At 72.2% G+C, this 6,755-nt stretch carries 3 protein-coding genes; 1 reads left to right on the plus strand and 2 read right to left on the minus strand.

Annotated features, from left to right (window positions below):
* Positions 1–119: 119 nt before the first annotated feature.
* Entirely contained in the window at positions 120–2,348 is a 2,229-nt protein-coding gene (locus Q0994_RS29160) for an MMPL family transporter (protein ID WP_299540472.1), read from the minus strand.
* A gap of 121 nt (positions 2,349–2,469) precedes the next feature.
* Positions 2,470–3,042 carry a TetR/AcrR family transcriptional regulator gene (locus tag Q0994_RS29165; RefSeq protein WP_299540474.1) on the minus strand — a complete coding sequence of 191 codons (573 nt, stop codon included), beginning with the start codon at positions 3,040–3,042 and terminating at the stop codon, positions 2,470–2,472.
* Between the two features lie 168 nt (positions 3,043–3,210).
* Here Q0994_RS29165 and Q0994_RS29170 point away from each other — a divergent pair, with 168 nt between their 5' ends.
* Complete coding sequence (locus Q0994_RS29170) at positions 3,211–6,618, plus strand: S41 family peptidase (protein WP_299540476.1); 3,408 nt, start codon at positions 3,211–3,213, stop codon at positions 6,616–6,618.
* Positions 6,619–6,755 lie beyond the last annotated feature (137 nt).

The raw sequence follows: 6,755 nt of genomic DNA on the forward strand, positions 1-6,755 counted from the left end.
GGGGGAGCCGGAACGGTGGCACCGGCACCCCGTCCCCACGGGCGACCGGCGCGTTTCCGGGCCGTGCCCCGAGGGGCACGGGGGACCGGACCGCCCCCGCGGTCCGGTCCCCGCTCGGGTCAGACCTTGATCAGCTTCCGCTCCCCGCCGGCGTCGCCGTCAGAACCGGCCGACCCGTCGTCTCCGAGCTGCCTGCGCAGGCCCTCGCCCTCCACGTCCACGTTCGGCAGGGCGCGGTCCAGCCAGCGCGGCAGCCACCAGGCCCGCTCGCCCAGCAGGGCCAGTACCGCCGGCACGATCGCCATGCGCACCACGAAGGCGTCGAAGAGGACCGCGATCGCGAGGCCGAAGCCGATCATCTTGATCATCGCCTCGCTGGAGCCGATGAAGCCGGAGAAGACCGCGATCATGATCACCGCGGCGGCGGCGACCACCCGGGCGCCGTGCTTGAAGCCGGTGACGACGGCCTCGGCCGGCGACTCCCCGTGGACGTACGCCTCCCGCATCCGGGTGACGAGGAAGACCTCGTAGTCCATGGCGAGGCCGAAGACCACGCCGACCATGAAGATCGGCATCATCGACATGATCGGGCCGGTCTGCTCCACCCCGAGGAGCGAGCCGAGCCAGCCCCACTGGAAGACCGCGACGACGGCGCCGAGCGCGGCGACCACCGAGAGCAGGAAGCCGAGGGCCGCCTTCAGCGGCACCAGGATCGAGCGGAAGACCACCATCAGCAGCAGGAAGGCGAGACCGACGACCAGGGCCAGGTAGGGCAGCAGGGCGTCGTTCATCTTCTGCGAGAAGTCGATGTTCATCGCGGTCGCCCCGGTGACGAGCACCTCGGCGCCCGAGTCGTCCTTGATGTCGGCGCCCGCGTCACGGATCGCGTGGACGACGTCCTCGGTCTGCGTGGAGCTCGGCCGGTCCTTGGGGACGACCGTGAGGGTGGCGGTGTCGTGCGCCTCGTTGAAGACGGCGGGCGCGACGGCGACCACGTGGTCGATGGATTCGATCTCCTGCGAGACCCGGTCCACGGCGGCGTCGCCGTCCGAGCTGTTCTTCGTGTCGACGACGACCATCAGCGGCCCGTTGAAGCCGGGGCCGAAGCCGTCCGACAGCATGTCGTAGGCCTGGCGCTGGGTGGTGCTGGTGGGCTGGGAGCCCTCGTCCGGCAGACCCATCTCCAGCGAAGTGGCCGGAATGGCGACGGCGCCGAGGCCGAGGACGCCGACGAGCAGCACCCAGACCGGCTTGCGGAGCACGAACCTGGCCCAGCGGGTGCCCAGGTTGGGCTTCGCGTCAGGGCGGTTCTCCGCCTCGGCGGCCTTGCGCGCCTTGCGTCCCATGATCCGCTTGCCCGCGAATCCCATGACGGCCGGCACCAGGGTGAGCGCGACCAGGACGGCGATGACGACGGTTCCGGCGGCGGCCAGCCCCATCTTGGTCAGCATCGGGATGTTGACGACCGAGAGACCGGCCAGCGCGATGACGACGGTGAGCCCGGCGAAGACGACGGCCGATCCGGCGGTGCCCACGGCACGGCCCGCCGCTTCCTCACGCTCGCGGCCCTCGGCCAGCTCGGCGCGGTAGCGGGAGACGATGAACAGGGCGTAGTCGATGCCGACCGCGAGGCCGATCATCATCGCGAGGATCGAGGTGGTGGAGCCCAGGTCGAGCACGTTGGCGAGCGCGGTGATCGTGGAGACGCCGATGCCGACGCCGATCAGGGCGGTCACCAGCGGCAGTCCGGCGGCGACCAGCGAACCGAAGGTGACCACCAGCACCACGGCGGCGATGGCCACGCCGACGATCTCGCCGGGTCCGGTCTCCGGCATCACCTGGAGCGCGTCACCGCCGATGGCGACGGTCATCCCGCTCTTCTCTGCGGTGTGGCCGGCGTCTTCCAGGGCGTCCCGCGTCGCGTCGGTCAGCTCCATGGAGTTGACCGCGTAGGAGACGGAGACGTACGCGGTCGAGCCGTCCTTGCTCACGGCGTTGCCGGTGAACGGGTCGACGACGTCGGCGATCTGGTCGGAGCCGGACTTCAGCTCGGCGACGATGTCCTTGACCTCGGCCTTGTTGGCCGCGTCGGTGACCTTCTCGCCTTCGGGTGCCTGGAAGACGACCCGGGCAGCGGCGCCGTCGGCGCTGGCCCCGGGGAAACGTTTCTCCAACAGGTCGAAGGCCTTCTGGGCCTCCGTGCCCGGGATGGAGAAGGAGCTGGAGGTGGCGGTCGAGGCGGAGGCGGCGCCGAAGCCGGCCAGGGCCAGCAGCGCCACCCAGACAAGGGCGACATAACGTCGGCGCCGGAACGCGAGGCGTCCGACTTTGTAAAGGAAAGTGGCCACGGGGGCGTACTCCCGGTCAGGTCGTATGCATGGGTGGATGGCGTGGGGAACCAGCCCGACGACGAGAGCGGCGTGTCAGGTGGAGCGGTGGGGGCCGGCCAAGGGGGGCCGGCTCCGGACGTCAGACGCCGAGGGCGGGGAACACCACGGAGTCGACGTAGTCCAGGAGGAAGGCCTGATCGACAGGGCGGTCCTCGATGAGCTGCCGAGCGGCCAGGGCGCCGATCAGCATGTGGGGGACGTATTTCAGCGCCGGGTTGTCCGCGCGCACCTCGCCCCGGTCGACCGCACGGCGCAGCAGCAGGTCGAGTCCCGTCATCTCGGGTTCGACGAGCAGTTCCCGCAGCGCCTGACCGAGGTCGGGGTTGGCGTGGACGGCATGGCCGAGGCCCCGCATCAGCGCGGAGTCCCTCTCCATCTGGCAGTCGTCGGTACGGCCCAGCGCGGCACGGACGTCGCCGCGCAGCGAGCCGGTGTCGATCTGTTCCAGGGCCACCGGCTTGTTGTGCCGCAGCGCCTTCACGACCAGCTCGGGCTTGCTGCCCCACTGGCGGTAGAGGGTGGCCTTGCTGGAGTGGGTGCGGGCGGCGACGGCGTCCATGGTCAGGGCGTCGTAACCGACCTCGCGGAGCAGGTCGAGGACGGCGGCGTACAGCTCGCTCTCGCGCTCAGGCGTCAGCCTGGTGCGTGCCATCTCCGCCCCCTTCCGCGCCTGCTCTTGTCATGGCCTCGCCTTAATTGAACGAAACCGTTTCGTACAGCTGAGTGCACCATACGCCCGGCTTCGTGCGAAACGGAAACGTTTTGCTTGTGGCTCGCACCACAAGTTGCCCCGGACCCCGCACGCGGAAAGCATTGGGGGGTGAGTGACGACGTCGCGTATCTCCGATTCCCGCACCTCCACCAGGACCTGCTGTGCTTCGCGGCCGAGGACGACCTGTGGGTCGCCCCGCTGGTCGCCGCGGGGCACCGGCCGGGCCGGGCGTGGCGGCTGACCGTCGACCGGACCCGGGTGAGCCACCCACGGTTCTCGCCCGACGGCAGCCGGATCGCGTACACGACCTGGCGCACCCTCGACCCCGAGGTGCACGTCGCCCCCGTCGACGGCGGACCGGCGCGCCGGCTCAGCCACTGGGGCTCGACCGACGCCCGGGTCTGCGGCTGGACCCCCGACCCGGACGACTGCGCGCAGATCCTCGCCGTGTCCTCGCACAACCAGCCGTTCTCCTACTTCTCCTGGGCCTACAGCCTGCCCACCGACGGCTCCCCCGGCGGCCGGCTGCCCTGGGGCCCGGTCTCCGACATCGCGGTCGCGGACATCGACGGCGAGCGCCGCACCCTGCTGCTCACCGGCAAGCCGCCGCACGAGCCCGCCGCCTGGAAGCGCTACCGGGGCGGCGCGACGGGCCGGCTGTGGCTGCACGGAAAGCGGCTGCTGCCGGACATCGGCGGCCACCTCGACGCGCCGATGTTCGTCGGCCGCCGGATCGCCTTCCTCTCCGACCACGAGGGCGTCGGCAACCTCTACTCCTGCCTGATGGACGGCACCGACCTGCGCCGCCACACCGACCACGACGCCTTCTACGCCCGGCACGCCTCCAGCGACGGGCACCGGGTGGTCTACCAGTGCGCCGGCGAACTGTGGCTGGTGGAGGACCTGGAGGACCCCGCCGCCACCCCCCGGCGGCTGGAGGTGCGCCTCGGCGGGCCGCGCACCGGCCGCCGCACGTACCAGGTGCCGGCCGCCAGCCACGTCGCCTCGCTCGCGGTGGACGAGACGGGCCGGGCCAGCGCCGTCAACGTACGCGGCAGCCTCTACTGGCTCACCCACCGCGACGGCCCGGCGCGCACCATCACCGACACCCCCGGGGTCCGGGTCCGGCTGCCGGAGATGCTGGGCAGCGGCGGCCAGGTCGCGTACGTCACCGACGCCGAGGGCGCGGACGCGATCGAGATCTCCTCCCTCCCGCGCGCAAGCGGCGACCGCCCGCCGCGCCGGCTCGCCTCCGGCGCGCTGGGCCGGGTGCTGGAACTGATCTCGGACCCGGAGGGCGAGCGCCTCGCCGTCGCCACCGACGACGGCCGGCTGCTGCTGCTGGACACGGCCGAGGAGGACGGGCCCGGCGCGGACGAACCGGCCCCCGCCCCCACCGGCTCGACCCGCGCGGACCTGGTCCGCGCGACGGGGGCCGACGGCGGCCGGGAGACGACGGCCGAGGGCGGCGCCGGTGCCGGTACCGGTGTCCCCGGCCTCAGCGAGCTGATCCGCTCCGTCAACGGACCCGTCCGCGACCTGGCGTTCTCCCCGGACGGCGCGTGGCTGACCTGGTCGCACCCCGGCATCGGCCGCTCGCTCCGGCAGATCAAGCTCGCCCGGATCTCCGGCCCCGGCGCCCCGCACGTCGTGGACGTCACCAACGGCCGGTTCGAGGACGAGAACCCGGTCTTCACCGGCGACGGCCGCTATCTCGCCTTCCTGTCCTGGCGCGGCTTCGACCCGGTGTACGACGTGCACACCGGCGACCTCTCCTTCCCGCTCGGCTGCCGCCCCTACCTGGTGCCGCTCTCCTCCGCCACCCCGTCGCCGTTCGCGCTCTCCCCGGACGGCCGCCCGGCGGCCGGCGGGCTGGACCCGGTCGACGTGCCGGAGACCGGTACCGTCGAGGGCGCCACCGTCACCGTCGAGTTCGAGGGGCTGGAGAACCGGGTGACACCGTTCCCGGTCTCGGCGTCGAAGTACTCCGCGCTCCATCCGGTCAGCGGCGGCGGGCTGGTCTGGCTGCGCTGGCCGATCTCGGGAGCCCTCGGCGAGACGTTCGCCAACCCGGCGGACATGTCCGGCCGGCCGACCCTGGAGCACTTCCACATCACCAAGGCCCGCAAGACCGAACTGGTCGACCACCTCGACTGGTTCGCGGTCAGCGGCGACGCCACCCGGCTGGTGGTGATGGACGACGGCGAGCTGCGCGCGGTCCCGTCCACCGAGCCGGGCGACAACGACTCCACCGTCTACCTCGACCTGCGCCGCATCCTGCACGAGGTGGACCCGGCCGCCGAGTGGCGCCAGGCGTACGAGGAGGCGGGGCGCGTCATCCGCTCCTACTTCTGGGAGCCGGACATGTGCGGCATCGACTGGGACGGGGTGCTCGCCCAGTACCGTCCCCTGGTCGAACGCATCTCCTCCCCCGACGAGTTCGCCGACCTGCTGCGCGAACTGCTCGGCGAACTCGGCACCTCGCACGCCTACGTCACCCCCGCCCGCCGCAACGAGGGACCGCCGCACTACCAGCGTGCCATCGGCCTGCTGGGCGCCAACCTCGTCTGCCGCGACGGGGCGTGGACGGTCCGGCGCATCCTGCCCGGCGACTCCTCGGACTCCAAGGCGCGCTCCCCGCTGGCGGGCACGGGCATCCGGGAGGGCGCGGTGCTCACCCACGTGGACGGCCGCCCCGTCGACCCGGTGACCGGCCCCTACCCGCTGCTGACGGCCGCCGGCGGCACCACGGTGGAACTGACCTTCCTGCCGGCCGGCGCCGGCAGCCGCCCGCGCCGCGTCGCCATCGTGCCGCTGGTCGACGAACGTCCGCTGCGCTACCAGGACTGGGTGGCCAAACGCCGCCAGGTGGTAAGGGAGTTGAGCGGCGGGAAGTGCGGCTATCTGCACATCCCCGACATGGGCGGCTCCGGCTGGGCCCAGTTCAACCGCGACCTGCGGATGGAGGTGTCCCGGCCCGCGCTGATCGTGGACGTACGCGGCAACGCCGGCGGTCACATCAGCGAACTGGTGGTGGAGAAGCTGACCCGGAAGATCCTCGGCTGGGACCTGACCCGCAACGCGCAGGCCGTCAGCTACGCCTCCAACGCGCCGCGCGGGCCGGTGATCGCGCTGGCCGACGAGGCGACCTCCTCCGACGGCGACATGATCACCGCCGCGTTCCGGCTGCTGAAGCTGGGGCCGGTGGTGGGACAGCGGACCTGGGGCGGAGTCGTCGGCATGACCGGCCGGCACCGGCTGGGCGACGGCACGGTGATCACCGTGCCGATGAACGCCGCCTGGTTCGACACCTACGGCTGGTCGGTCGAGAACCACGGCGTCGAACCCGACGTGGAGGTGCTGCGCACCCCGCTCGACTGGGCCGAGGGACGCCACGCGGTGCTGGACGACGCGGTGCGGGTGGCACTGGACCTCCTGGCGAAGCGCCCGCCCGCGACCCCGCCCACCTACGACACGGTGCCCGACCTGCGCCGGCCCCCGCTGCCACCCCGGTAACGGGCGGGCCCGGCCCGGGGGGTGCCTCTATGTAGTTCGTCAATCCCGTGCTGCCGGTTTCGGGGGTGTTGGTCTCTTTCATGCGGCGAGGGTGACGGCGGGGGTTCGGGGTTCGTAGAAGGTGCCGTCGCGGAGCA

This window comes from uncultured Streptomyces sp., from assembly GCF_947488945.1.
In the GTDB taxonomy this organism is placed as follows: Bacteria; Actinomycetota; Actinomycetes; order Streptomycetales; family Streptomycetaceae; genus Streptomyces.

Excerpts from the sequence above, each read along its gene's own strand:
- Q0994_RS29165 (WP_299540474.1), bottom strand. The coding sequence starts at position 3,042 with ATGGCACGCACCAGGCTGACGCCTGAGCGCGAGAGCGAGCTGTACGCC.